The sequence below is a fragment of the Nocardia vermiculata NBRC 100427 genome (genome assembly GCF_001613265.1).
Taxonomy (GTDB): Bacteria; Actinomycetota; Actinomycetes; order Mycobacteriales; family Mycobacteriaceae; genus Nocardia; species Nocardia vermiculata.
This window is the reverse complement of record NZ_BDCA01000032.1, coordinates 1-23,864: the sequence shown is the minus strand read 5'-3', so window position 1 is coordinate 23,864 and position 23,864 is coordinate 1. Positions and strand designations below refer to the sequence as shown.

Here is a 23,864-nt window from a genome sequence, read left to right as displayed (position 1 = left end):
CTTTCCCCTTGACGCCCTGTGCCCGTGGCGCTCGACGGGTAGGCCGCTTCACTCGCGGTGCCGTCGCCCGTCAGAGGGGCCGATGCACCCTTTCCGATGACACAGGGCCGGCCGGTAAAGGCGGACTCGGACGGCCCCCGCGTGGTTGCGGGAAGGAGTGCATGCCGGCATACGGGTTCCCCGGTCACTGCGACGGCACTCCTGGCCCTGTGCAATACCCCAGTCCCGGCCCCAGCCGAGTAATCCCCGGCGGGCGTGCACACCAACCGGACCGTAACGGAGCAGGCCAGACCGAAGTAGACCACGCATCAGGTGCACCCGTATCCACCGCGGTACGGGGTACGCCCTGCCCGTCCCTTCACTCCGCGACGCTACCGAAGTAGTCGAAGGGCAGTTCGGGGTGAGAGCGATGAACAGCACCGGCCGAAACACGCGGGAACCGGGTTCGTTGCTCAGGGATTCGATCGTGGTTGCATGACGGTGCTTCGACAACCGACGGAAGGAAGTCTGAACGATGGCCGGTGAACTCGAGATTCCGAACCCGGTGGATGCCTTCATCGATGTGGTCAACCGGCACGAGCGTGAATCATGTCTCGACTTATTCACCGACGACGGATTCGTCGACGACTGGGGGCGGGTCTTCACCGGGCGAGACGCCATCGCCGGATGGAGTGATCGGGAATTCATCGGCGCGAACGGGACTCTGACTCCGCAACAGGTCACCGTCGACGACAGCGGCGATGTCACAGTGATCGGCGACTGGCGTAGTACGCACGCCAACGGACTGTCGCGCTTCACCTTTCGCAGTCGGGGTGATCGGATCGTGTCGATGACGATCCGCGAAGGCTGACCGCCCCGGACGGGGCGGGGCCGCCTACCCCCGGCGCGCATTACGGGCGGTCCCGCGGTGGGCGGGCACGGTGGTGGGGTCTTCCGGCCACGCATGCTTGGGATACCGCCCCCGTAGGTCGGCGCGGACCTGGGGCCAGCCGGTGTGCCAGAACGACGACAGGTCCGCGGTGACGGCGACCGGACGCTGGGCGGGTGAGAGCAGGTGCAGCACGACCGGGATGCGGTCGCCGGCCAGGCGCGGTGTCTGCGTCCAGCCGAAGACCTCCTGCACCTTGACCGCCAGCACCGGCGGGTCGGCCGAATAGTCCAGGCGCGGACGGCTCCCGGAGGGCACCTCGAGCCGTTCGGGAGCCAACTCGTCCAGGCGGGCGGCCTCCGGCCAGGGCAGCAGGCGGCGGAGTGCTGCGGCGGTATCGATGCGTTGGAGGTCGGCGCGGCGGCGGGCGGTGGCGAGTTCGGGGCCCAGCCAGGTGTCCAGGTCGGCGAGCAGCGATTCCTCGTCGGCCGGTGGCCACGGTGACCCGAGCGTCCGGTGCAGGAAGTCGAGGCGCCGGCGTAGGGCGGTCGCCTCCGCAGCCCACGGCAGCACGGACAGGCCGTCCGAAGCCAGTCCGCGGCGCACCGCGGCACCGAGCTGTGCGCGATCGGGGTCACGAATCGGATTCTCCGACAACGTTATCGCGCCCAGCCGTTCGGTCCGCCGGGCGACGACATCACCCTCGATCCACTCGATTTCCGCAGTCGTGGCGAGCAGGGGCGAGGCAGCCCGGCGCGCCAGTTGTTCGTCGGCGGCCGCGGCGAGCCGGATACGCCCCTCGGACCGTCCCGGATCGCGGGTGGCGACGCCGACCGCCAGCCACTCGGGGGCACCGGTCCCGGACCCGGCGGGCAAGGTGACCGCGGTGCCGCCGACCATCAGGTAACTCGACGACCCCGGCGCACGGCGCCGGGCCATCCGTTCCGGATAAGCCAATGCCACAACATGAGCCGGGTCGTCCTCCCCCGGCGGCCCGTCGACCAGTCGCGCGAGACGATCGACTTCGCGACGCCAGCGGGGAGGTTGCTCGCGCCGCAGCATTCGCAGACCGGCCACGAGATCGACTCCGGACAGATGCGTGTCGTCGTCGAGCACGGACACCACTTCGGCCGCGCAACGCACACCGACCTCGGCTGCACCGTCGAGCAACGCGCGCGCCAGCCGTGGATGCAGTCCGATCCGGGCCATGCGCCGGCCGCGATCGGTGACCCGGCCGTCGACATCCACCGCCCCCAGCGCGACCAGGACCTCGCGCCCCGCGGCCAAGCCACCGGGCGGCGGCGCATCCCACCAGCTCAGTCCTTGCCCGTCGGCGGTGCCCCAGCAGGCCAGCTCCAACGCCAGACGGGTCAGGTCCGCTGTGCGGATCTCCGGCTCCGGATATGCGGGCAGGGTGGCGTGCTCGTACTCGGCCCAGCATCGCCACACCCGCCCCGGAGCCTCCCGCCCGGCGCGTCCGGCTCGTTGCTCGGCCACCGCTGCCGAGACCCGCACGGTCGCGAGCCCGGACAGGCCCCGCGCCCGGTCGATGCGCGGCACCCGCGAAAGCCCCGAATCCACCACGGCCCGCACCCCCGGCACCGTCAGGCTGGACTCCGCGACTGCCGTGGAAAGCACCACTCGCCGCCGGGTTCCGGGCCGCAGTGCGGTGTCCTGGCGGGTCGTGGACAGTCGGCCGTGCAATGGCACGACATCCACCTCGACGTCGTCGAGTAACGCTGCCGTTCTGCGTATTTCGGCGGCACCGGGAAGGAACACCAGCACATCGCCCGCGGAGCCGGCCAGGGCCGCGCGGGTGGTTCGCGCCACGTGGGCTTCGATGCGTTCGCGTGGCAGTGGCGGACTGTAGGTGGTCTGCACCGGATGAGTCCGTCCCTCGACTCGAAGCACCGGGGTCGACTCACCCAGGACGGATGAAAGGCGCTGGGCGGCAACCGTCGCCGAGGTAGCCAGGATTCGCAGATCCGGTCGCAGTCCGGCCCGCGCGTCGAGCAGCAGTGCCAGCAGCAGGTCCGCGTCGAGATGGCGCTCGTGACATTCGTCGAGCAGCACCACATCGACCCCGGCCAGTTCGGGATCGTCCTGCAGCCGGCGCACCAGCAGACCGGAGGTCACGACCTCGATACGGGTGTGGCGCCCGACGCGCCGGTCACCACGCACCGAATATCCGACCGTCTCACCCACCTGCTCGCCGAGCAGTGCGGCCATCCGGGCGGCCGCGGCCCGGGCCGCGAGCCGTCGTGGCTCTGCTACCACCACCCGACCCGAGACAGCGGCCGCGAGTGCCAATGGCACCAGTGTCGTCTTCCCGGTCCCGGGCGGGGCGACCAGCACGGCCGTCGCGTGTTCGGTCACCGTCTCGACGACGTCGTCGAGGACGTCACGAATCGGCAGATCGGGAAGTTCCGGCAGTTTCATCTCCCACAGTGTGCGGCCTGCGTTCCGAATGCCGGCGGCTGCCTCCGGGTCGGCCCGCGGCGCGGCCCCGGCGGGAGGGTTCGTACCTCCGGTGCCGGTTCGTTACGCACCGGTCGGGTTTACCGGGGCGGCGCTTCGGGGTAATCGGCGCCGAAGTCCCCAGAGAGGAAACACCGTTTTGCGAATGCTCCTGCGTCCGTTCGCCCTCGGCACTTTTGCCGTATCGGCCCTGCTCCCGTTCGCGGCGCCCGCGGGGGCTCAGACGGCTGCCGATTTCCAGGATGCCCGGGTGGAGGTGTCACCGGGATGCGGTGGCACGGTCCGCACGGAGGTCGCGGTCGCTCCACTGCCGAACAATGCGAACGGCGTCGCGGCGGCGGTGATGTTCCGGGCCGACCGCCAGGACCCGGCCTGCTCGGCGCATGCGACGCTGACCTGGCGCAACCTGGATTCCGGGGCGAGTGGCAGCCAGGACGTCTCGGTGTCGTCGATCCCGAATCCGGGCGGCCCCTATCCCACCGATCACGGCTATCAGCGGGCCCTGGCCGATACCGGACCGGGCACGGTGGTTGTCACCATGACCACGAATCCGGGAGAAATCAGCGTCACGGTCTGATAGTCGGCTCTGCGGCGCCCCGGTTGCGGCCCGTTCGAGGGTTCCGTACTCAGCGTCCGGAGTGCTCCACGACGGCCTCCAGTGCTGCACGAGCCGCCTGATCGGCGATATCGGCCGAGGTGCCCGGATCCTGTGGTGCATCGCTCGTCTCGACGCGGTATCCGGCGGCAACCACGTAATCGTCGAGCACCGAGAAGGTGACCGAGGTGCGAGCCCCCAGCGCGTCGTTGCCGGCCGTTGCCGTGAACGCCCGGTGCGGCGCATAGGGCGAACCGGTTCCGGTGATCGGGGATTCGCGCAGGAACTCCCACCCGATCGCCTCGTGATCGAGCGGGCATTGCCGGTCGAACAGTGAACGCAGCCGATCGAAGGCGCCCGTGGCACCCTCGGTCGAATCGTAGGAATAGACGTCCGACCCTACTTCCCCGGCCGGACCGGTGACGTCGTGGGCAGCGAACCCGGCGACCTCGTACGCGCGGCCGCGATGACTGTCGGCAGTGGAGTACTGATCGGGGACCGTGGCCGGCGCGCATGCCGACGGGTACATCACCTGGGCGGGATCGATCTCACGAAACGCATCGGTCGTGCGCTGAAATCCGGCGTATCCGAGCAGTGGGCCGGGCATCTGCTCCGGCGCGATGCTGTTCGGCTGCGCGGCAGCATAATTGGTGAATATTGTGGGTATCGCGAGCGCTGCCGCCGTGGCGGCGACCACCAGCCCGCGTCGAGTGGACTTCATCGGTACACCTCCCGGTACTACACCGGCGAAACCTCTGACGACGCAGGAATTCGAGCCCGCCGGTGTCCGAGCCTGTCCTCGGTGTGATCGGGACGGCAGGCGGATGTGTTATCAGCGGAGCCCGGACGACGATCGGGGCGCGGATTGTTACTGTGGATCGGCACGTTCGGCAGCGAGAGGAACTGCACGATGACACCGGTCGACGTGGGCACGAGGGGCCTCGACACTGTGCTGGCAGATCTGCGCTGGCGATTCGCTGGGCGCGATACCGTCGTCCTCGATACCGGGCAGTGGCAGTTTCTTTCGGATGCTCCGAGCGCCCTGCTGGTCACCGAGGGACTGATCCGGGTCGAAGGCCCGGGAGACGCCGAGGACCTCGCACAGGAGGACTTCCTGTTCCTGCCGCAGCCTCGCCGTGTCGCGATCAACGCCCTGGCCGCGGCTCGGGTGTTGCGTATAGAGCTGGCCCCGGCTGCCACGGGTACGGCCATGGAGGCGCTGCCACCACGAGTGTTACTGACCGGATTCGCCGCGCACGCACCGCTCGCCGCGACGATGTTGCGCCATCTGGTCGAAGAATGCCCCGACCCGAGCGGCGTACAGGGCGACCGGGTCGCCACCCTGATCGCCTCGATGGCAATCGAATCCTGGCACGATCGCGGCTGCGCGCCGAAACAGTGGCTGTTGCGGGTGAACGAGCCGGGGATCGCGCGAGCGGTGGCTGCCATCCACGCCCATCCGGGCCGGGACTGGACGGTCGAAGCGCTGGCCCGTATCGCCCTCGCGTCGCGGTCCGGCTTCGCCGCCGGATTCCAGGAGGCGACCGGACTCACCCCGGGCCGCTACGTCACGACACTGCGTGTCGAACGCGCGCAGCGTCACCTGAGCGAACAGGACATCCCGGTGGGTAAGCTCGCGCGGCAACTCGGCTACACCTCGGAGACCGCCTTCGGGCGGGCGTTCCGCAGGCATACCGGCCTCACGCCCTCACAGTGGCGACGTGCGGCCCGCATGCCCGCGGTGTAGTAGTCCGTTATCGCGGTGCGCGGCGCAGTGACATTCTGAGCGCAGCCCCACCGGCTACCGCCACGACGGCGGCGAGTCCGTAGGTCGCGGCCGTGCCGAGGCTGTCCACTCCCCGGCCGCCGATCGCGGAGCCCGCGATGATCGCCAGCTGGAACCCGGCTACCACCAGGCCACTACCGGCCTCCACCCGATCGGGCACCATCCGCGAGACCCAGACCTGGACCAGATTCAGGATGCCGCCGAATGCCGCTCCCCAGACGATTACGGCGAAATAGGCCGCGGGCGCCACCACCTCGGAGACGACGACAGCGAGCAGCGACACCCCGATCGCGCCGGGCACCACGGTGAGCAGCAGTTCCAGCCGTCGATCCGCGAGCGCCCCGAGCACGAAATTGCCGAGCACTCCCCCGACGCCGAACAATGCCAGCAGCACCGCGACCACCGCCGGTCCGGCACCGAGCAGTTCGGTCAGGGCCGGACGCACGTAGGTGAACCCCGCCATATGCCCGCCGATCACGGCAACCACACCGGCCAGACCGGCGATCAGTCCGGGGGTGCGCAGCGCGCTTCCCATTGCGGCCCAGCCGATTCCGGGTGTGGGCGGAATCGGCGGCAGGGCCAGCCGGACGGCCACCGCCGCGACGGTGGTCAGTGCTGCCACCACGACGAATGTGACTCGCCATCCGGCGGCCGTACTCAGCACCACTCCCAGCGGCACACCGGCGACCGTCGCCACCGTGGTACCGGCGTTCACGATCATCATCGCCCGGCCGAGCCGATCGGCCGGAACCAGTCGGGAAGCGATCACCAGCGCCATCGACCAGTAGCCACCGACGGCGACACCGAGCAGGAGTCGCGCCGCCAGCAGTAGGACAATGTTGGGTGCGAGCGCCACCACGAGGTTGGATACGGCCGCGCCGAGGGTGAGCACGATCAGCAGGGTGCGCCGGTCCAGCCGGGGAAATACTGAGCTCAGCCCGAGGGCCGCGACGAGCGCGGTGACCGCTGTCGCGCTCACCGACAGCCCGACCACTCCTTCCGGGACACGCAAATCGGTTGCGAGCTCGGTCAATACACCCGGCGGCAGAAATTCGGCCGTGACGAGCGAGAAGCTGCCCAGGAACATGATGAACAAGGCCGACCGGGCCCGGCGGTCCGGGTGCGGCGCGACCGCCTCGGGTGTCGCAGTACTGGTTGTCATGCCTGCTGCAACAGTCCGAACCGGCCGGCGACGCGATCGAAACGCCACCGCATCCGACTCGGACGCCATGCCTACCCCCGCTGCGCTGCCGGTCCGGAGCGGAGCGCAGCGGCCGGCCCGAGAGTCGTCCGGCAACCCTTTCGCTAACCCTGCGGGACATGCGAGGATACGAATAAGTAGATGGTAGGCAGTGAAAGGAGTCGCACCGATGACCAGCAGCACGCATACCACTCATCCCGGTCACGAGCACGTTCACGGTGAGGGGTGCGGGCATGTCGCCGTCCCGCACGGCGACCATGTCGACTACATCCACGACGGACACATCCACCGCGCCCACGAGGGGCATGTCGACGAGTGCGAGGCCGGGGAACACGCCGAACACAGCGGTCACGAGCACGTCCACGGTGAGGGGTGCGGGCATGTCGCCATCCCGCACGGCGATCACGTCGACTACATCCACGACGGACATCGGCACGCGGCGCACGACGGACACTACGACGAACATTGACCCGGGAACGTCAGCACCCCCGGGGTTGTGGCCGGGGGTGCTGATCGAGTGCGAATAAGGTTGTGCAACACCATGTTCGACTATTCATCGACTCCGGTGTCGCGTCGCTCCTGCGGAACTTCGGCGATCACTTGCCCGGCATCGGGCTGTTGATCGTCGTGAAGTACTGAGCGATGGCCGCAATCGCGACGGGTGCGGTCACGAACAGTTGCCCCGCGACGGTTCCCAGGGCGCCCACGGCCATCACACCGCCGAGGCATCCGACCGCGGCCGCCGGAATGAAGGGGCCGAACATGCCGACGATCGTCGCCGCGGCAACCGTGGCGCCGGCGATACCGCCGAGCACACAACCCACCGCTGCGCCGCCGAGTCCGCCGACCACCGAACCGACGGAGGCACCCATGGTGATGGTGGTGACCATGCGAGACCACGCCGCCTGCTCACGGTCGTAGGGGGTCTTCCACGGGGCCTGGTCCTCGTACGGCAGGGCCACCGGCGAATACCGGGCATGTTCGGTATCGAACATCGGGGTCAGCGTCGCGGTCCTGCCGTCGATCTGCGCGGCGATCGGAAATTCGAAATCGTCGACCCGGAAGCTGAGCGGGGTGCCGGCCAGTACCGTCCCGTCCGCTGCGGTGACTTCGAATTTCCCGTCGTCGACCACGAGAGCACCGGAATCGATGCTGACGACCGTCGAATTTCCTCGCTGGTCCGCAGTGAATCCGACCGGACCGGCGGCCGGATCGGCGGCGCCGGCAGTGCCTGTGGTCATCCCGGTGGTGATTGCCAGCGTCGCCAGCAATGTGGCGGCTGTGGGCAGCGTCTTACGCATGTCGTTTCTTCTTTCTTATCCTGGCTGTCCGGTGGGACTCCGGGCAGTGCGTGGGCAGCACCCAGCGACACGGCACCTGGCGTGGTGGCCGCGTAATCGGGTGAGCCGAGCGAGTCAGCCGATGAATTCGGTGTTCAGGTCACGTCCTCGTGTTTCGGCTGTAGATCGGACCGCGATTGCCGTGACCAGGGCGGCTACCACGATGATCAGACTGAGAGAGACGCTGGAACCGCCGGTCGACGCGAGCAGGCTGCTCGCGATCAGCGGCCCGAATCCGGCACCGATCAGGCTGGCCGTCTGGTATCCGAGAGACACACCGGTATAGCGGTTCTCGGTGCCGAACATCTCCGCCAGCAGCGGCGCCAGCGGCGCGTACATCATGTTCTGCACTACTTGGGCGATCAGCAGGCTGACCAGCAACCACAGCTGCGATCCGGTGTTCACCAGCGCATACATCGGAAATGCGAACACGACAGCCCCGACCGCACCGGCAAGGATCACCGACCGGCGACCCAGCCGATCCGAGAGTGCGGAGAACAACGGGATCGTGATCAGCGACAGCGCTGCGACCGCGGCGACGGCCGGCATCACCTGGGACGAGTCGTAACCGTTATCCGTGGCGTAGGCGATGATGTGCGAAGTGGCCAGCGCAGTGAGTGCAAACGGTCCGATACCAGCCGCACAGGCCACGAGCAGTGGTCCGGGACGGCGTAGCAACTGCGCCAACGGTGTTTTCGGTGCCGCCGTGGCGTTTTCGGCGTCGGCCTTCGCTACCGCTTCCCGGAATACCGGGCTTTCGACCACGCCCAGACGGACGTAGAGGCCGACTGCCACCAGCACACCGGCCAGTAGGAAGGGGATCCGCCAGCCCCAGGAATACAGACTGTCGTCCGGCAGCACTGTGACTGCCATGACCACGACGGTGGACAGCAGAGACCCGAGCGGGGATCCGAGCTGCATGATCCCCACCCATCGTCCACGCCGGTCGTCGTCGGCGTGCTCGATCACCATGAGCGCGGCGCCACCCCATTCGCCGCCGATCGCAACGCCCTGAATCACCCGCAACGCCACCAGCAGAACAGGTGCCAGTACGCCGATCGACCGGTAGTCGGGCAGCACACCGATGAGGAAGCTCGCACCGCCCATCATCACCATGGTGATGATGAGCATCGACTTGCGTCCGAGGCGATCGCCGAAGTGGCCGAACACCAGGCCCCCGACCGGACGGGCGACATAACCGGCGGCCAAGGTGCCGAACGCCGCGACAGTGGAGGCTGCGTGATTCGACGACGGGAAGAAGATATCTCCGAAGACGAGAGCGGCCATGGTGCCGTAGAGCAGGAAGTCGTAGTACTCGAGCACGGTGCCGAGCAAGCTCGACAGCGCGACTTTGCGCAACTGCGTGGTATCGGTCGCGCTCGCGCGCACCGCACTGTCCGGCAGCGTCGGGGCTGCGGGCTGCTGCTTCGGTACGTCCATGGGAGCTCCAGCGTCAGTGATCGAATTCGACCCGGACGGTGGCTGCCGACAACGGCAGCACACCCGTCACACGGTCACCAATGGGTCAGTTCGAGGCCGTGACGACGTCGACGAGCGCTTTCACCGCTCGGGCACAGTCGTTGCGGGCGTAGCCCAGACGGCGTACCTGGTCGGCGTCGGGTTCATAGGCCAGGGTGTTGCCGCGCCCCTGAATGATGGAGGGGTCCGGCTGCAACGGATGCGACTCGTCGCGCTCGTCGATGGTTCGGCCACCACCGGCGGCATCGACGAGCATCTGGAAGAACTGCCGGTAGGACATGTTCTGATCGCCCACGAGGTATGCCGCACCGGGTTCGCCGTGCACGAGCGCGCCCCGCACAGCCTGTGCCAGCGACTCGGCGGACATGTAGTTGGTGCCGCCCGCCGGAGCGAAATCGGGGATGTCGGGCTCGTTGCCGGCTGCCCACGACACCATGCGCCGATACCGTCGCGCCGAGGCCCCCGGGACCGCGCCGATGATCGACGGCGGGTTGAGTGTGCAGACCGTGAACGACTCGTCGGCGAGTGCGCGGGCACCGTCGTCCGCGGCCTTGCGTGCCGCGATGTAGGGATTGTTCCGGGCCAGGTCCGGGCGCAGCTGGTGGTAATAGCTGCCGACCTGGACGAAGCGCCGCACACCGGCGCGCTTGGCCAGTTCGGCGAACCGGGGCACCCCCGTGATCTGCGTGTTCTCCCAGAACTGGTCGGTGTCGTCCTCGGGCTTCTTGTGCCGCACGTCCTGGCCCGCGGCGAAGACGATGCCGTCGAAGGGGGCGAGTTGTTCCTCGGTGAAGGTGGGAACGGTGTAGTCGCCGGCCAGATGCGCGAAGCCGGCGACAGGGGAATCGTCGCCGATCGGGCCGCGGCCGGCGACGGTGACGTCGTCGCCGTGGTCACGCAGATGGAGCGCAGCGTGTGCACCGATCATTCCGGTGCCGCCGATGATCAAAACTTTCACGAAAAGCTGCCTTTCGGTGGATCAGGGGTTGCGCGGGCGGTTGGTCCAGCCACCCGACTGTCGTGGCACCCACCCGCCCGCGGCGTGGGTCCCACCGTCGACGTGGATAGTGCCGCCGGTGACGAAGCGGGCCAGGTCCGAGGCGAGGAACAGCGCCACCCCGGCGACATCCTCGGGTCGGCCGGGGCCGCCCAGCGGTGACCAGGTCGGCCACAGGGGCACATCCTGCTCCGGAACCAGCTCGGCATAGGGCACCTGGACTGACTCGATGAGGTCCGGCGCGATGGCGTTGACCCGGATCCCGTCGCTTCCGACCTCCGCGGCCAGGGAGCGGGTGAACCCGGTCAACGCGGCCTTGTAGCCGGAATAGACGGAGTGGCCCGGAATCGCTCGATGAGCCTCGACCGTAGTCAGGTTGATGATCGAGCCGCGGTGCCGTTCTGACATACCCGGCACCACCGCCTGCGTGAGCCGTAGGACGTGCCCGAAATTGATCTCGTGCAATTCCTCCCACAGCGTCTGCGAGTTGGTGGCGAACGTGTGCGGGGGCTGCAGGTAGTGCCCGACGTTGTTGACCAGAATGTCGGGCCGGTGCTCGACGATTGCCGGAGGGCAGGCCGCGGTGCGCACATCCCATTCGATAGTCGTGATCGCACCGCCCGCGGCAGTGTCGAACTCGGCGGGGCCCGGCTGTTCGATATCCGCTACCAGCACCTGGGCGCCGTGAGTTGCGAACACCCGCGCGACGGCGGCGCCGATTCCGGCGGCCCCGCCGGTGACCACGGCACGCCGGCTGGCCAGCAGCGGGCCGGGGGTGAAGGGAGTGGGATCGGTCATGAACGGAATTACAGACCATGTGTGTCGAGCGCAACACCCGACTTTCCAACTGGTGGAAGAATCTGCTGCCGTCGTGGCCCGATCACGACAGTCCTGGCGAGTGGGAGCATCGAACCTCGGTGCGAGGATCGTCTCTATCCTTCGGTGATCTCAACGGACTCGAGTGATCGGAGTTGACGGCTGTGCTGTCTCGACGAATGCGCAATACCACCCGGATCGGCGCTGGTCTGGCGGCGGCGGCGCTGCTGGCCGCCGGTTGCTCCGGAGCAACCGAGACCGACAGCGAGACGCTGGAACCGGGAAAGCTGCTGACCTCCAGGCCCGCGATGGACGCCGCGGTGCTGCCCAGTGCGGCCAGCACCCGGTTGATCACTTACATGTCCCAGGATGCGCAGGGGCGACCGATCGTCGTCTCGGGCACCGTCGCGATCCCCAAATCTCCCGCCCCTGAGCAAGGGTGGCCGGTGCTGAGCTGGGCGCACGGCACCACCGGATATGCCGACACCTGCGCCCCCTCCGCGGATACCGCCGACGGACCCGACCACGACTATCTCGGCCCGGTGAGCCGAGACCTCGACTCGTGGGTGGCCAAGGGCTATGCGGTGGTGCAGACCGATTACGAGGGTCTCGGCACGCCTGGTGGGCACCCCTACATCAACGGCACCAGCGAAGCCAATACGGTCACCGACATCGTCCGGGCGGCACGCGATCTGGATTCCTCGATCGGCAACCGCTGGGTCGTCGCCGGGCACAGTCAAGGTGGTCAGGCCACACTGTTCACGGCCCAGGACGCCGGAAAACGCGCTCCCGAACTCGAGTTGAAAGGTGCGGTATCGATCGCGCCGGGCGGGGTGGGGTTGAGCGGCACCGTCGATTACATGCGCAACGACAAGCCCGGTGCGGCGGCCGCGGAGGCATTCCTGCCGGTGATTCTGCTCGGCGCTCAGGCTGCCGATCCGGCGATCGATCCGGATGAACTGCTGACTCCGGAGGCTGCGCCGCTGCTGACTGCCGGGCGTACCGGATGTCTGGCACAGATCAGGGCGGTGCCGCCGGTACCACCCGCTCGGTTGTTCGCACCGAATGCCGACTTCGCAGGCTTGACTGCCTATCTGGACAAGCAGGATCCGGCACGGGTCACGCCGGAGGTCCCCACCCTCGTCGCGCAGGGAACAGCGGATACGGCCGTCGCGAAGCCGGGGACCGACTCGCTGGTCGAAGCGCTGTGCGACAAGGGAGTACCGACCGACTATCGGGTCTACGAGGGACAGGACCACCGGGGCACCGTCCCGGCGTCGCTACAGGACGCACAGGACTTCGCAGACCGTGTCATGGCGGGCGAATCGGCCCCGTCCACCTGTAGTTCATAGCGTTACCGGCGCCGGAAGCCTGCCTCGCTCCCGGCGCCGGAGCTCCGTCAGTCCGTCAGTCCGTCACCGCAGGCTCGATCGGGGTCGTGGTCCACGGCCGCGCCTGTTCCAGTTGCGCCGCGACCTGCAGCAGCAGGTCCTCGCGGCCGAAGGCGGCCACGAGTTGGATACCGATCGGCATACCGGAGCTGTCGGTGCCCAACGGCAGTGAGATGGCCGGTTGCCCGGTCACATTGAACGGACTCGTCATGCCGCTGAACGTCATCCCGTGCTCCCAGATCGATGCCGGGTCGTTGGTGTCGAGCAATCCCAGTGGCGGGACGACCGTGCCCAGCGTAGGGGTCAGCAGCAGGTCGTGGTCGGTGAAGTAGCCGCCCAGCGTGGTGGCCGCCCGTTCGAGGTCGCGTAGCGCCTCGACGTACTCCCCCGCGCTGTTCTGGTTCGCGCGTTCGTAGATCACCCGGGTCATCGGTTCGAGGTCGTCGTCGCGCAGGGGCCGCCCGAGCGCGGTCAGGCGCGCATTGATCTCCACCGCCACCGGCACCGCCATCAGGTATTGCAGGCCGCTGATGATCTGTTCGAAGGGGAAGTCCGGTGCTCGGTCGACCATCTCGTGGCCGAGGCCGGCGAGCGTCCCGGCCACCTCGCGGGTTGCGGCGGCACAATCGGGGTGCACGGGTACCCCGGACGGCAACACTGTCGCGATGCCGATCCGCAGTCGTCCGGGATCGGTTCCCACCACGTCGACGTAACGCTTCGCCGGCGGCGCGATGACATACGGATCGCCGGGAACGGCACCGGCGCCGATGTCGAGCAGCAACGCGGTGTCCCGCACGCTCCGGGTGACGGCGTGGTTGACGCTCATCGGGGCGGCGAGCAGATTCTTTTCGGGATGGGCGGGCACACGTCCGCGACTGGGCTTGAGTCCGACCAGGCCACACGCGGACGACGGTATCCGGATGGAACCACCGCCGTCGCTGGCCTGACCGCCGGGAACGATTCCGGCCGCGACCGCCGCGGCAGAACCGCCCGAGGAGCCGCCGACGGAATGCGTGAGGCGCCGCGGATTGCGAGTCGGTCCGAACAGTGTCGGCTCCGTACTCGCGTTCAACCCGAACTCCGGCGAATTCGTCTTGCCGACGATCACCAGACCGGCGCGGCGATACCGCTGCACCAACTCGGAGTCCGCACCGGCCACGACGTCGGCGAACAGGCGAGACCCGTTGGTGCTCGCCATCCCCGCCACATTCATGTGCAGATCCTTGATCACGAACGGAACACCGTGCAGCGGTCCGGCCGGCACCCCCGCGGCGACCTCGGTGCGTGCTTCTTCGGCACGATCGGCGATGACCGCATTGATGGCCGGATTGCGTTCCTGCATGCGCTGCAAACTGAACTCGACGACTTCGGCCGCGCTCACCTCGCCGGTCTCGATCGCCGCGGCCAGGCCGGTCATGTCATTGTTGTCGAACAGATCCCGCATAGACGTCCTATCGATCGTGCCGTTGCCGGCGGTCGTCAGATCGTCATATCAACGAGTGTGGTGCTCCCGGTCCCGAATTCCGGTTACCGGGACAACGCCCGCATCCACCTTTGGTAATGTGACTCTCGTATTCGGAGAGTGCTAATTACATCCGAAGGGGTTCGATGAACGACCACCAACTGCCTACCGGCGCCGATCGGACGGGCCCGCCCTGGTCCGAGGCCGAACTCATCCGCTTGATGGACGTATCCCCCTCCGGCGACGGGCATTACGTGGCACCGGCGCACGGATCGACGATCCGGAACGTGGTCGAGGCCGGCCAACTGCTGGGTGCCGCGATCGTCGCGGCGGCCAAGGAAGCGCCGGCGCACCGTGTGGTGTCGGCGTCCATGGTCTTCTCGCGTGCCGCCGCCCACGACGAACCGCTGGCGGTGGATGTCGACGTGGTGCGCGCCGGGCGGACGTTCGGCACGGCTCGGGTGCAGGTGTCCCAACGCGAAGCGCAGTGCTGCACCGGCATCGTCCTGTTGGACGCGGGAGCGCCGGACCTGATTCGCTCGGCCGCGCCGCTGCCGGATGTCGATCCGCCGGAAGCGCTGTCGTCGCTCGATATTCCGGGCACCGAGGTCGAGGGCCGCGATATGCGTGTGGTCGGCAACGCCTACACCCCGGACCCCGACACCGTCGGCCCACCGGAGCTGTTCGTCTGGACACGATTCCGCGATGCGCCCGGCGCGGCTGCGCTGCAGCAGGCACTGCTCACCCAGTCGGCGGGCCACTGGACGGTGGCCGCGGCCCTACGTCCCCATCCCGGGTTCGGGGAGTCCATGGCACACTCGACGATTTCCACCGGAATCACCATGATCACCATGACCTTCCACGACGACGCCGATGTGACGCAATGGCTGCTGTACGGCACGCGCGTCGTCTACACCGGGCGCGGCCACGCCCAGAGCGAAGGACGGATACACAGCGCCGACGGCCGGCTGCTGGCGTCCTACAGTGTGCATGCGATGGTGCGAGGGTTCCGCCCCGGCGATGCGGCGGCCCGCGCCCGCACCGACACCGTGCTCTGACGCCGAACATCGGAGGAACCGCATGCAACCGTCAGGCTTCACCGAATGGCCCGACTACCGAATCGACGTGCGGCGAGTCCGCAACCTGATCACGGTCGACCACGACGACCGACTACTCGCCGAAACGACGGCGGGTCTGCTGGTGGCCGAACAGGATCACGGGCTCGTGTTCTACCTCCCGGCCGCCGACGTGCGTTTCGATCTCCTGACTCCCGACGACTACACCTCGCGTTGCCCGTTCAAGGGGCAAGCCCGGTACTGGCGCCCGAGCGCCGGGGGCGACCCGGTTGCCTGGGAATACCACGACCCGTATCCCGAAGTGGCGCTGATCCGTGACCACATCGGGTTCTACCAGGATCGGGTCCGCGTGACCGTCGGTGTGGCGAATCCGGCAGTCAGCGGTCGTGAACAACGCGCCGCGGCCGGCCGTGGGCCGAGCACCTGACCTCGCTGTCGCACCAGCGGTCGCGGCGAACCGTCAACCGGCCGTCCAGATCTCACGTAGTTGCGGCGCCACCTCGTGTCCCTGACGGACACCGGCCTCGTAAGCGGGTGTCAACGCAGCCGTGTCGAACGGGTCGGGGCCGATGGCGTCGGCGTCCGCGATTACGGAAAACACTGTGCCGCTACCCAGGTCGGCATCTTCGGGTGCGCGCCGGAACAGGTGGGCCAGCGGTTCGACGACGACGATCACCTCGGCGCCGGCCGCCAGATCGGCGTTCACCGGCGAATGCAGGCCGCCGTCCATGTAGTGCCGGCCGTCGATCGGAACAGGTGCGAATACACCCGGGGCGCAGGTACTGGCGGCGACCGCTCGGGTCACCGGGACCCCGTCGGCCGCGGTCAGTGCGCGGCGCCGCCCCGCGGTGACATCGGCGACGGTGATGACGAGGTCGCCCCCGGGCCATGCGGTGACCCCGGTCAGCCCCGTTATCCGGGCGACGTGATCCTCCGGGTCGCCGAGCGGCAGCTCGAGTGCGCGTTTCCCGGCCCGGCGCAGCGCTTCCGACGCGTCGATCCCGGGCGTGGACAAGATGCCGAACACCTCTGTGACGGCGGCGGGGTCGACAGCAGGCGGCGACACCTCCTGCGAAGGCGGTTGCAGGATCCGGTCGAGGTCACCGCCGTCGGCGATGATCGTGCCGACGATGGCACCGGCCGAGGTGCCGATGATCCGGTCGGCTGCTCCCGGATCGATACCTTCCGCACGGAGTGCCGTGATCAGGCCGACCGTCCAGACGAGCCCCACCGAACCCCCTCCGCCGAGAACCAGGGCACGATGAACTGCTCGCTGTGGGACCGAAGGTGACATGAGCGCATTCTACTTGCCCCGGCCGGCTCGGAAGGGGCGCCCGCGCACCGCCTTTCGCGGACGGCTCCCGGTGAGACGGCGGCGAAGGCATGCGCGCCGCTCGGATGCAGGCGCGTCGACCCGCGCCGGGTGTCGCCGCGGCGGATATTTACCGAGAAGCGGTGTCCCGTTCCCGCAGTACTGCGATGATGTAAGTAAACGCTCTCTATCTATGGGCATTCAGGGAGGCTGTCATCGACACCATCGATTCCCCGCCCGGGCCTGCTTTCAGCGCATTCTGGCAGGACCTCGGCGGACGGGCGCGAGCACGGTCGGCACCGGGCTGGCTGGAGATGATCGAGGAGCTGCGCGTCCTGCAGGACGAGGTGGCCGCCACCAATCCACCCGCGGAGGTGGTCGGACCGGTCACCGAACTGCTGGACCGCGCCCGCACCCTGTTGGCGCCGCACCGGGCCGAAGCGACCGAGCGGATCTACGGCCGGATCATCGACACACCGGGCCGGGGCCAGACGCTCGCGGCTCCGGTACGCGTGATCGAATCCGGCGTCGGGCGGCTGGTCTGCGAAACCGTCTTCGGACCGTTTCACGCCGGATACGCTGCCGCCCACGGTGGTGCGGTGGCATTGGCGTTCGACGAGGTCTTCGGCCGCCTCGCCGATGCGGACGGCCGGACGCCGTCGCGCACCGTGTCGCTGCAGCTCGACTACCGCAGCATCACCCCGATCGACGAACCGGTCGTCCTGGAAGCCGAGCTCACCGACGAATCCGGTCGTAAACGCACACTGCGCGGCACGCTGCGCCACGGAGACCGGATCTGCGCGCAAGGTCGCGCGTTGTTCATCGCGATGCGCCCGTGACCGGGACAGCCGACAGGCGGACAGCTCCCGACGACGGCACTCAGCGATGCTCTCGAATTCATCGACCGATGAGCGGGTGCGTGGCTACTGCCCGCGTGCTGCCAGCAGTTCCACGAATTCCGGTCGCGGATCCGGCGCGACGGCACCGCCGACACCGGCGGCAGGTCGACCGCTCGAGACCCGGCGACCCTACCCTCCCGTCAGGGGAGAGTGGCAAACCGAACCCGGCGAACGTGGCACACCTCTCACCGTCCGGACGACTCCGCGGGCGGTGCGGTATCACCGCCGACGCCCCCGGAATCGGTACCCGCGGACTCGATGCGCGGATCCGCGAAAACCTCGGCCGCGCCGGAAGTAGCGGCCGCGACGCGGGTCGCGGCCGTCTCCGTCACCCGTAGGGCGTAGAGCTGCTGGGCCGGATCGACGGCGACGAGCCCGTAGGCCTGGTCCACCTCGTCATCGGCGAGGTCCAGCGCCCGCAGGGCTGCCGCCAGGGTGGTATCGGCCGGGAGCCGGACAGTGAGCAACGGCATGCCGTCACGCTACGCGCGCACCCCGTTGTCCTTCAGTGCTTTCAGTACTGCGGCAGCATCCACGACGCCGTATCCGTAGTCGTAGTCGTAGCCATCGGGTCGGGCAGTCGCGGTGGTCTGCAGCACCGACCGCAGCCGGGCGGGTGGCAGGACGCTCGCGGAATACACCGTTCGGATGGCGGCGACCAGCCCGGCCGTGACCGGGCAGGCCGCCGAGGTGCCGGTATCGGGCTCCTGAGGGCCGAACGCCTTCGACCCGAGGAAATGGGTGTAGCCGCAGATATCGGGTTTGCGATCGGCGAGCCGGCCCGGCCCCTGGGAGGAGTAGCCGACCCGCCGGCCGTGGATATCGGCTCCCCCGATGCTCAGCACCTGCGGATGCGAGTTCGCCCCGGTGATCGGCTTTTCCCGGTAGGCACAGCGCGAATCGGGGCAGTCGCGCCCGCAATTGCCCGCGGCGAACAGAATGTCCGCACCGGTTGCCTCGAGCGAGCCGACGATCACATTGAACGGATGCGAGGGATTGTCAGAGTAGTTCCCGGGCTGCCCCACCGGAAAATCCCACTCCGGGGAGAATGCACCCCAGCTGTTGCTGACCACCAGCGCGCGTGACGCTTCGGGTTGGTCGATCAGCACGGTACGCAGATGGGCGTAGGCGGCCAGCGCGTCGGACAGCAGGCCGTCCATCGTGGTTTCCCCGTGGGTCCTACTACGCAGCACCGGGATGTCGAGCAGGCTCGCGCGTGGGGCGGACAGTAACGCGTCGAATGCGCACATCGATCCGTGGTCGACCGGGAACTCCCCCGCCCTCCCCTGCACGCCCGGCGGATTCCAGCTGCGGACGGTATCGATGGTCACCTCGCCGCCGAGCACTTTGCGCACCTGCGCGGCGTTGATCCCGGTGTCGACGACGGCCAGCGCGACCGATCCGCCGTCCATACCGGCGGCAGCCAGATCGCCCGTACGGAGCAGGGTGCGTACCTCGCCGGAGTCTCCGACGGCGGAATCACCGCCGCAGGTCGGGCAGGTCTGGATCCGCGGATCTGCGAAAACGCCTGCTACATCGGGATGTTCCGACAGGCGGGTGGCAACGGCAGCGAGATCCCGGTCGGGGATCTCCCCACGCACCACCACCGAATCCCCCGCCACCACCTGCTCTGCGCCCGATACTCCGGGAACTGCACACGGGGCGAAGGTGTGGTCGAGCACGAATTCGGGGAGCTCCCCCGCGATATCACCGGCGGTGACCGGGATGCCCGGATCCGCAACTGCGGCAATCACATCGGTGGCGGGACGAAGTTGTATCAGTGCGCGCATAGCGTCATCCTGCCCGCCGGCGCCCGCACCTGTCGCGACTATCGCGCGAACCGCGCGCGGGCTAGTGCCCGCAGCGCGCTACCGGTCCGGTTCGGTTTCGCGCAACGTGACCGTGCGGTCGGAGGTGGTCAGAGTCAGCGTCTCACCGTCGAGGCTCCAGGTCGGCGTGCTCTGCAGCAACGATGTGGCCCAGTCGTCGGCTCCCTGGCGCTCACCGACACACGCCATCCGGGTCGTTGCCAGCACGCCGGTGCGGAGTGTGTGGTCGGCGAGGTCGGCCTGCCCCATCATGGTGTTGCAGCCGGCGTTCGCGCTGAGCCGGCCGTCGGTGCCGAATGTCAGATGCAGCGGGCCGGCCCCGGGGATTTCCGGGCCTCGGACGGCTGTCGACTCGTAGCTGTGGCCGGCCGGAGAGTCCGGCCCGGTGTCGGCGGGTTCGGCGTCGGTGCCGCCGGAGCAGGCGACACCCCCGACGAGCACCGCGAGCAGCGGGAGTACGCGGAGAGAGTTCGCCATCATGCCCCGATGCTATCGGTCGGGCCTCGGCTCCACGAATGTGCCCGCCGGCGCTGCTCAACCGTTCGCGTTGCCCGCCTGCCAGACGTCCCACGGCACTTCCCAATCTCCGTAGGTGTCCCAGACCGGCAGTGGCTGCCCTCCGGAATTGGTGATCTCCACGACGTCACCGACGCCGAAATGGTCGAAGAACCACTGGGCATTGTCGGGTGAGAGGTTGACGCAGCCGTGCGAGACGTTGCTCGCACCCTGCTGCCCGACCGACCAGGGTGCCGAATGCACGAATTCACCGTCGTTGGAGATGCGCTCGTCCAGATCCACCTGTTCCCGGTAGTACCCGGCCTGCCCGGCGCACACGCCATAGCTACAGGAGTCCATGATCATGGTCGGCATCTTCTCCGAAATCACGTGCGGCCCTTCGTGGGAGGGAAACCCCGGAGAGCCGAGACTCATCGGCATCCGGTTCACCTGCGCGCCGTTGTGGAAGATCGTCAATTGGTCGGTGCTGCCGTCGGCCTGCGCGACCCAGGCGTCGTGCACGGTGTAGTCGGCGCTGTTGTTCTCCGCTCCGTACACGCCGCCGCCGAGGTCCACCCCGAATACATCCGCCTCGATGTGGATCTTGGTGCCGGGCTGCCAGTACTGCGCCGCACGGAAGTGCACATCCTTGTCGTCGACCCAGTACCAGGCGCCGGGCTGGGCCGGGGTGACGGTGGCCTTCAGATGTTTCTGCACCTCCGCCTTGTTCGACACCGGGGCGGTGAACTGGAAAACCATCGGCTGCCCGACCCCGATGCCGGACTCGGCGACGAGCCCCGGCGCGGGAACCACATTCGCATAAGCCTTGTGCTCGGCATCGATCGTGGTGACGGTCTCGGTCCGGTCCGTCACCACCTGCGCGAGGTCGACCACCTTCACGTCCACTCGATAGGTCGTGCCGTAGGCGAGCGGGCCAGTCGACGTCCACTGGTGCCGGTCGGCAGCGAATGTGCCGGTGACAGCTGTGCCGTCACCGTCGGCGACGGTGACGGCCTGGAGCAGTCCGTCGGCGGAGCCGACCACGATCGGGGCCGCGGGGTTCCAAGGGCCGTGGTCGGCGGCCGGGACATCGATGGTGGCCGGTGCCGTGACCACGGGCGCGTTCGACTGCACGGCCGAGGCTCCGTCGCCGGAATCACCACAGCCGCCGGTGAGAACGACGATCGTCGCCAGCACCGCGCATACCACCAGATGTGCTCGCCGCTCGCGCACGCCCTCACCACCTCTGCTCGACACCCGGCGCGGCGTGACCTGCCCATCGGACTTCCTCGATCTCGGTGTCGTGCCGCAGCAGCAGAGTACTTCTCGACCGCCCCGAATGCGCGCTCAACATCCGTCTACCAGTCGTTTTGCCGGATTAGTGGCATTTCCTGGCGCGCGCGACCTCCGGCCCGGCAGCCTCCGGAACACCGGTGGGTACGTCCACAGGCGACACCGGTGAATATTGCCGATACGTAATCGACCGCGGCGAGATATCCTGCGGGTTCCGATGTGACGACAGTTTTTCACTACGGCGACCGCGACGCCGAGCGGTGGCCGTGTCCGAGGGAGCGGGTACGACCATGCGATCTTCATCGAAACCCACCCCGCGCCCGCATGCCGCCACCCGCGAACCGGGTCGCCGCATCCGGGCCGCCACGGATGCCGTGCCGGGCGAGCGATCGGCGGGTGCGCTGCTCGCCGATGCACGGACCGCGATCTCACCGGTGCTGCGCGCCGCGGTGGCCACGCTGGGCCATCCGCTCGACCGCATGGCGGGCTACCACTTCGGCTGGTGCGATGTCGACGGGACGCTGTGCCACGGCGTGCACGGCAAGGGCCTGCGTCCGGCGCTGGCTCTGGCCACGGCCTCCGCCTGCGGAGCATCGGCCGCCGACGCCGTGCATGCCGCGGCCGCCGTGGAACTACTGCACAATTTCTCGCTGATCCACGACGACGTCATGGATGCGGATCCGATGCGGCACGGCCGCCCCACCGTGTGGCGGGTGTGGGGGACGACCAATGCCACTCTGCTCGGGGATGCCCTGCAGGCCCTGGCGTTCGCCGTCCTGTCCGATGGTGGTGTCCCGGAGGAGGCGGGAGGCGCGGCGGTCATCCGGCTGGCACGCACCACCGCCATCCTGTGCCACGGACAGTTCCAGGACATCGACTTCGAAACCCGCCCGGATGTGAGCGTCGAGGACTACCTGTCCATGGCCGCGGGGAAGACCGCGATCCTGCTCGGTTGCTCGTGCGCGCTCGGCGCACTGTGCGCCGGTGCGGACTCGCGCACCGTGGCCGGATTCAACACCTTCGGCCGCAACCTCGGCCTGGCGTTCCAGTTGGTGGACGACGCGATCGACATCTGGGGTGATCCGAGTGTGACCGGCAAACCCGGTCACAGTGACCTCCGGGCACGGAAGCGGTCGTTTCCGATCGTGTGTGCATTGACCTCCGGAACGGCGGCCGGTGACGAACTGGCCCGGATGTATCGCGACCCTCGGCCGATGTCGGATGCCGATGCCGAGCGCGCCGCAGCATTGGTTGCCGAGGCGGGGGGCCGGGAACGGACCCAGCGCCGCGCGGATCAGGCAGTGGAGGCTGCTCTCGCCGGTCTCCCCCCGGGCCTCGGCTGTGACGACCTCATCACCCTGTCTCATGTTGTGGTGCAACGAAACCGATGATGAGGCCGCCACTGCGCACTACTTGCGGGCGGCTCTGCGCCTGACCAGCACTATCGTGGCGCCCAGCACCGCGATCAGCACGATCACGCCGGCGGGGAGCAGCACCATCATCAGGGATCCGCCGTCATCGCTGTCCTCGAGATCTGCCATCGTGATGGTGCTCTCAGCCGTTGACGCTCCGCCATCCGAAGGGGTGGCATTCTCCCCGAATACGCCGTCCGCGGTCGGCGATTCGTAGGCGGGTCCGGGTTCGGGGTCGCCGGCGACGTGCAGGTCGATGCGAATCGGGACGGCGCTTCCCACGCCTTCGGTATGTGACGGCCCGATCTTGACGCCGATGTAGTACCAGCCAGCCATGCTCTGATCTGCGTCGCCCGGTCCGGCGTCACGATTGCGGTAGCGGACGGGCACGGTTGCCAGCGCGGGATCGTTGCCCGGCAGGATGTTCTGGTCACCGTTGTACGAGGTGAACGCATCATCGATGCGCTTACGCATCGGCGAGTACAGCGTGGTGGTAACGACGGACAATCCGTCGACACCGTGTCGCTCGGTCTCGTCGAAGGTCACTCGGTAGGCCAGGCCCTGTCCCCAGTCGAGCCTGGCTCGGTAGTAGACCACCTCGCCGCGCTGCACCACGTCGGCATAACTGCCCGAACCGTTCAGGGTCGTGGCCGCATTGAACGATCCCGCACCGACCACGGAGACCGGCTCACCGCCGGGCGCGGTGAAGGGGGTTGTCGACGTCGTGGCGGCGGGGCCGGGATCGCTCACACCCGGCTCGATCGCCACTGCCAGCTCCATCGGGACCCGGTCGGGCATCTGCTCGACGACTCCCCTCCATTCCGGCGCGAAGTAGTAGCGGCCACCGCCACGGCATGCGTCGGCCGAGGGGCTGTCGCCGCCCTTTTGTTTCGTCGCACCGTCCCATGTCTCGGCAACCGTCAGGGAGACACCGTGGCTGGAATACACCGTCGATTCGAAATCGAATGCGTTGCAGTCCTGGCCGCCTGCGCCGTAGACGCGGATGTCCATGCTGCTCGTGTCGTTGGTGATGGAGTCGCGGTCACGGATCAGCGGAAACGAGAGCGTGGCACTGACGTAGGCGGTTGCCCCCTGGGGCACATCGACGGCGTAGTACTTCTTCTCGTGTTTGCCC

22 protein-coding genes and 1 pseudogene are annotated in these 23,864 nt (G+C 68.2%); 9 read left to right on the top strand and 14 right to left on the bottom strand.

All coding sequences use genetic code 11. The annotated features are described in order from the left end of the window. The first annotated feature begins 514 nt into the window (after nt 1–514). Complete coding sequence (locus NV2_RS25635) at nt 515–850, top strand: nuclear transport factor 2 family protein (protein ID WP_067879699.1); 336 nt, start codon at nt 515–517, stop codon at nt 848–850. A 24-nt stretch (nt 851–874) separates the two neighbouring features. Here the strand turns inward: NV2_RS25635 and hrpB are convergent, their stop codons facing one another. Then, nucleotides 875–3,307: an ATP-dependent helicase HrpB gene (hrpB, locus tag NV2_RS25630; protein ID WP_067879696.1), complete on the bottom strand. Its 2,433-nt coding sequence runs from the start codon at nt 3,305–3,307 to the stop codon at nt 875–877. A 184-nt stretch (nt 3,308–3,491) separates the two neighbouring features. On the opposite strand from hrpB, the gene NV2_RS25625 reads away from it, so the two are divergent. After that, a complete protein-coding gene (locus NV2_RS25625) occupies nt 3,492–3,923 on the top strand; it encodes a hypothetical protein (protein WP_067879693.1) in 432 nt (143 codons plus the stop codon). 49 nt (nt 3,924–3,972) lie between these two features. On the opposite strand, the gene NV2_RS25620 is transcribed toward NV2_RS25625, so the two are convergent. Then, on the bottom strand, nt 3,973–4,662 hold the full coding sequence (locus tag NV2_RS25620) for a hypothetical protein (RefSeq protein WP_157103090.1): 690 nt from the start codon (nt 4,660–4,662) through the stop codon (nt 3,973–3,975). Between the two features lie 189 nt (nt 4,663–4,851). Here NV2_RS25620 and NV2_RS25615 point away from each other — a divergent pair, with 189 nt between their 5' ends. Next, nucleotides 4,852–5,688 (top strand): helix-turn-helix domain-containing protein, encoded by an 837-nt coding sequence (locus tag NV2_RS25615; RefSeq protein ID WP_067879688.1) that lies wholly within the window; start codon nt 4,852–4,854, stop codon nt 5,686–5,688. Nucleotides 5,689–5,695: 7 nt separating this feature from the next. Here the strand turns inward: NV2_RS25615 and NV2_RS25610 are convergent, their stop codons facing one another. Next, nucleotides 5,696–6,889, bottom strand: a complete 1,194-nt coding sequence (locus tag NV2_RS25610; protein ID WP_067879685.1) for an MFS transporter — start codon at nt 6,887–6,889, stop codon at nt 5,696–5,698. Between the two features lie 208 nt (nt 6,890–7,097). Between NV2_RS25610 and NV2_RS25605 the strand changes: the two genes are divergently transcribed. Further along, on the top strand, nt 7,098–7,397 hold the full coding sequence (locus NV2_RS25605; RefSeq protein WP_067879829.1) for a hypothetical protein: 300 nt from the start codon (nt 7,098–7,100) through the stop codon (nt 7,395–7,397). A gap of 127 nt (nt 7,398–7,524) precedes the next feature. Here NV2_RS25605 and NV2_RS25600 read toward each other — a convergent pair whose 3' ends face one another. From NV2_RS25600 to NV2_RS25585, 4 genes are all read right to left on the bottom strand, one after another. Then, nucleotides 7,525–8,229, bottom strand: coding sequence for a DUF8020 domain-containing protein (locus NV2_RS25600; RefSeq protein ID WP_067879682.1), 705 nt, complete (start codon nt 8,227–8,229; stop codon nt 7,525–7,527). Between the two features lie 114 nt (nt 8,230–8,343). Then, a complete protein-coding gene (locus NV2_RS25595) occupies nt 8,344–9,708 on the bottom strand; it encodes an MFS transporter (RefSeq protein WP_067879679.1) in 1,365 nt (454 codons plus the stop codon). A gap of 85 nt (nt 9,709–9,793) precedes the next feature. Next, on the bottom strand, nt 9,794–10,705 hold the full coding sequence (locus NV2_RS25590) for an NAD-dependent epimerase/dehydratase family protein (protein ID WP_067879676.1): 912 nt from the start codon (nt 10,703–10,705) through the stop codon (nt 9,794–9,796). A gap of 21 nt (nt 10,706–10,726) precedes the next feature. Next, nucleotides 10,727–11,542: an SDR family NAD(P)-dependent oxidoreductase gene (locus NV2_RS25585; RefSeq protein WP_067879673.1), complete on the bottom strand. Its 816-nt coding sequence runs from the start codon at nt 11,540–11,542 to the stop codon at nt 10,727–10,729. A 197-nt stretch (nt 11,543–11,739) separates the two neighbouring features. Here NV2_RS25585 and NV2_RS25580 point away from each other — a divergent pair, with 197 nt between their 5' ends. Next, entirely contained in the window at nt 11,740–12,912 is a 1,173-nt protein-coding gene (locus NV2_RS25580) for an alpha/beta hydrolase family protein (protein WP_067879670.1), read from the top strand. 55 nt (nt 12,913–12,967) lie between these two features. Here the strand turns inward: NV2_RS25580 and NV2_RS25575 are convergent, their stop codons facing one another. Beyond that, a complete protein-coding gene (locus NV2_RS25575) occupies nt 12,968–14,395 on the bottom strand; it encodes an amidase (protein WP_067879667.1) in 1,428 nt (475 codons plus the stop codon). Nucleotides 14,396–14,559: 164 nt separating this feature from the next. Here NV2_RS25575 and NV2_RS25570 point away from each other — a divergent pair, with 164 nt between their 5' ends. Both NV2_RS25570 and NV2_RS25565 read left to right on the top strand, forming a co-directional pair. Then, nucleotides 14,560–15,471: an acyl-CoA thioesterase gene (locus tag NV2_RS25570; protein WP_067879664.1), complete on the top strand. Its 912-nt coding sequence runs from the start codon at nt 14,560–14,562 to the stop codon at nt 15,469–15,471. A 22-nt stretch (nt 15,472–15,493) separates the two neighbouring features. Beyond that, on the top strand, nt 15,494–15,916 hold the full coding sequence (locus NV2_RS25565) for a DUF427 domain-containing protein (protein ID WP_067879662.1): 423 nt from the start codon (nt 15,494–15,496) through the stop codon (nt 15,914–15,916). Nucleotides 15,917–15,949: 33 nt separating this feature from the next. Here NV2_RS25565 and NV2_RS25560 read toward each other — a convergent pair whose 3' ends face one another. Then, the gene (locus NV2_RS25560; protein WP_084475457.1) at nt 15,950–16,783 is read right to left on the bottom strand and encodes a patatin-like phospholipase family protein; all 834 of its coding nucleotides are present in this window, start codon (nt 16,781–16,783) and stop codon (nt 15,950–15,952) included. Between the two features lie 332 nt (nt 16,784–17,115). On the opposite strand from NV2_RS25560, the gene NV2_RS25555 reads away from it, so the two are divergent. Next, complete coding sequence (locus tag NV2_RS25555; protein ID WP_067879656.1) at nt 17,116–17,640, top strand: hotdog domain-containing protein; 525 nt, start codon at nt 17,116–17,118, stop codon at nt 17,638–17,640. Nucleotides 17,641–17,885: 245 nt separating this feature from the next. Here the strand turns inward: NV2_RS25555 and NV2_RS25550 are convergent, their stop codons facing one another. The 4 genes from NV2_RS25550 to NV2_RS25535 all read right to left on the bottom strand — a co-directional run bounded on the left by NV2_RS25550 (nt 17,886) and on the right by NV2_RS25535 (nt 21,257). Further along, nucleotides 17,886–18,173, bottom strand: coding sequence for a hypothetical protein (locus NV2_RS25550; RefSeq protein WP_174550634.1), 288 nt, complete (start codon nt 18,171–18,173; stop codon nt 17,886–17,888). Between the two features lie 9 nt (nt 18,174–18,182). After that, nucleotides 18,183–19,490 carry a S8 family serine peptidase gene (locus tag NV2_RS25545; RefSeq protein WP_067879653.1) on the bottom strand — a complete coding sequence of 436 codons (1,308 nt, stop codon included), beginning with the start codon at nt 19,488–19,490 and terminating at the stop codon, nt 18,183–18,185. A 78-nt stretch (nt 19,491–19,568) separates the two neighbouring features. Then, entirely contained in the window at nt 19,569–20,009 is a 441-nt protein-coding gene (locus NV2_RS25540; protein WP_245662778.1) for an META domain-containing protein, read from the bottom strand. A 54-nt stretch (nt 20,010–20,063) separates the two neighbouring features. Continuing rightward, nucleotides 20,064–21,257 carry a L,D-transpeptidase gene (locus NV2_RS25535; protein WP_373863615.1) on the bottom strand — a complete coding sequence of 398 codons (1,194 nt, stop codon included), beginning with the start codon at nt 21,255–21,257 and terminating at the stop codon, nt 20,064–20,066. Between the two features lie 350 nt (nt 21,258–21,607). Here NV2_RS25535 and NV2_RS25530 point away from each other — a divergent pair, with 350 nt between their 5' ends. Next, a complete protein-coding gene (locus tag NV2_RS25530; RefSeq protein ID WP_084475455.1) occupies nt 21,608–22,708 on the top strand; it encodes a polyprenyl synthetase family protein in 1,101 nt (366 codons plus the stop codon). A gap of 18 nt (nt 22,709–22,726) precedes the next feature. Here NV2_RS25530 and NV2_RS31805 read toward each other — a convergent pair. Next, nucleotides 22,727–23,864 (bottom strand): annotated as a pseudogene (locus NV2_RS31805) (vWA domain-containing protein); the annotation flags it as partial.

Excerpts from the sequence above, each read along its gene's own strand:
- NV2_RS25635 (WP_067879699.1), top strand. The coding sequence starts at position 515 with ATGGCCGGTGAACTCGAGATTCCGAACCCGGTGGATGCCTTCATCGAT.
- hrpB (WP_067879696.1), bottom strand. The coding sequence starts at position 3,307 with ATGAAACTGCCGGAACTTCCCGATCTGCCGATTCGTGACGTCCTCGAC.
- NV2_RS25625 (WP_067879693.1), top strand. The coding sequence starts at position 3,492 with ATGCTCCTGCGTCCGTTCGCCCTCGGCACTTTTGCCGTATCGGCCCTG.
- NV2_RS25620 (WP_157103090.1), bottom strand. The coding sequence starts at position 4,662 with ATGAAGTCCACTCGACGCGGGCTGGTGGTCGCCGCCACGGCGGCAGCG.
- NV2_RS25615 (WP_067879688.1), top strand. The coding sequence starts at position 4,852 with ATGACACCGGTCGACGTGGGCACGAGGGGCCTCGACACTGTGCTGGCA.
- NV2_RS25610 (WP_067879685.1), bottom strand. The coding sequence starts at position 6,889 with ATGACAACCAGTACTGCGACACCCGAGGCGGTCGCGCCGCACCCGGAC.
- NV2_RS25605 (WP_067879829.1), top strand. The coding sequence starts at position 7,098 with ATGACCAGCAGCACGCATACCACTCATCCCGGTCACGAGCACGTTCAC.
- NV2_RS25600 (WP_067879682.1), bottom strand. The coding sequence starts at position 8,229 with ATGCGTAAGACGCTGCCCACAGCCGCCACATTGCTGGCGACGCTGGCA.
- NV2_RS25595 (WP_067879679.1), bottom strand. The coding sequence starts at position 9,708 with ATGGACGTACCGAAGCAGCAGCCCGCAGCCCCGACGCTGCCGGACAGT.
- NV2_RS25585 (WP_067879673.1), bottom strand. The coding sequence starts at position 11,542 with ATGACCGATCCCACTCCCTTCACCCCCGGCCCGCTGCTGGCCAGCCGG.
- NV2_RS25580 (WP_067879670.1), top strand. The coding sequence starts at position 11,740 with ATGCGCAATACCACCCGGATCGGCGCTGGTCTGGCGGCGGCGGCGCTG.
- NV2_RS25575 (WP_067879667.1), bottom strand. The coding sequence starts at position 14,395 with ATGCGGGATCTGTTCGACAACAATGACATGACCGGCCTGGCCGCGGCG.
- NV2_RS25570 (WP_067879664.1), top strand. The coding sequence starts at position 14,560 with ATGAACGACCACCAACTGCCTACCGGCGCCGATCGGACGGGCCCGCCC.
- NV2_RS25565 (WP_067879662.1), top strand. The coding sequence starts at position 15,494 with ATGCAACCGTCAGGCTTCACCGAATGGCCCGACTACCGAATCGACGTG.
- NV2_RS25560 (WP_084475457.1), bottom strand. The coding sequence starts at position 16,783 with ATGTCACCTTCGGTCCCACAGCGAGCAGTTCATCGTGCCCTGGTTCTC.
- NV2_RS25555 (WP_067879656.1), top strand. The coding sequence starts at position 17,116 with ATGATCGAGGAGCTGCGCGTCCTGCAGGACGAGGTGGCCGCCACCAAT.
- NV2_RS25550 (WP_174550634.1), bottom strand. The coding sequence starts at position 18,173 with ATGCCGTTGCTCACTGTCCGGCTCCCGGCCGATACCACCCTGGCGGCA.
- NV2_RS25545 (WP_067879653.1), bottom strand. The coding sequence starts at position 19,490 with ATGCGCGCACTGATACAACTTCGTCCCGCCACCGATGTGATTGCCGCA.
- NV2_RS25540 (WP_245662778.1), bottom strand. The coding sequence starts at position 20,009 with ATGATGGCGAACTCTCTCCGCGTACTCCCGCTGCTCGCGGTGCTCGTC.
- NV2_RS25530 (WP_084475455.1), top strand. The coding sequence starts at position 21,608 with ATGCGATCTTCATCGAAACCCACCCCGCGCCCGCATGCCGCCACCCGC.